This is a genomic window from Paenibacillus sp. N119s, from assembly GCF_059447605.1.
Genome location: NZ_JCAJRU010000490.1, coordinates 1 through 595, shown reverse-complemented (window position 1 = coordinate 595; position 595 = coordinate 1). Strand labels below are relative to the sequence as shown.

Sequence of the window (595 nt, the reverse complement as noted above, 5' to 3'; positions counted from 1 at the left end):
TCCCTGATAGCTCAGTTGGTAGAGCACTCGACTGTTAATCGAGTTGTCACAGGTTCGAGTCCTGTTCGGGGAGCCATATGGAGAGGTGTCCGAGTTGGCCGAAGGAGCACGATTGGAAATCGTGTAGGCGCCAAAAGCGTCTCGAGGGTTCGAATCCCTCTCTCTCCGCCAGAATTATTTTATAGCATGGCCCGTTGGTCAAGGGGTTAAGACACCTCCCTTTCACGGAGGTAACAGGGGTTCGAATCCCCTACGGGTCATAAAAATATTAAAAAAAGTTGCAATAAAAAGTTTGTTATGGTATAATATGAGAAGTGTTCCATTGAGGAGGCTTAGCTCAGCCGGGAGAGCATCTGCCTTACAAGCAGAGGGTCGGGGGTTCGATCCCCTCAGCCTCCACCATTTTAAAATAAATATTTATTACTGTCGCGGGGTGGAGCAGTTCGGTAGCTCGTCGGGCTCATAACCCGAAGGTCGCAGGTTCAAATCCTGCCCCCGCAACCAATGAAAATCCATTATGGAACTGTGGTGTAGAGGCCTAACATGCCTGCCTGTCACGCAGGAGATCGCGGGTTCGAATCCCGTCAGTTCCGCC

Annotated in this window: 6 tRNA genes; all 6 read left to right on the top strand. The window is 50.6% G+C overall.

Features of this window, described 5'->3' with window-relative positions:
* The 6 genes from AC5V8P_RS25950 (at position 1) to AC5V8P_RS25925 (ending at position 593) form a co-directional block, all read left to right on the top strand.
* Positions 1–76 (top strand) — tRNA-Asn (locus AC5V8P_RS25950).
* 3 nt (positions 77–79) lie between these two features.
* A tRNA-Ser gene (locus AC5V8P_RS25945) sits at positions 80–171 on the top strand.
* A gap of 17 nt (positions 172–188) precedes the next feature.
* Positions 189–260: transfer RNA gene (locus AC5V8P_RS25940), tRNA-Glu, on the top strand.
* Between the two features lie 66 nt (positions 261–326).
* Positions 327–402 (top strand) — tRNA-Val (locus tag AC5V8P_RS25935).
* A gap of 25 nt (positions 403–427) precedes the next feature.
* A tRNA-Met gene (locus AC5V8P_RS25930) sits at positions 428–504 on the top strand.
* A gap of 15 nt (positions 505–519) precedes the next feature.
* Positions 520–593 (top strand) — tRNA-Asp (locus AC5V8P_RS25925).
* The last annotated feature ends 2 nt before the right edge of the window (positions 594–595 follow it).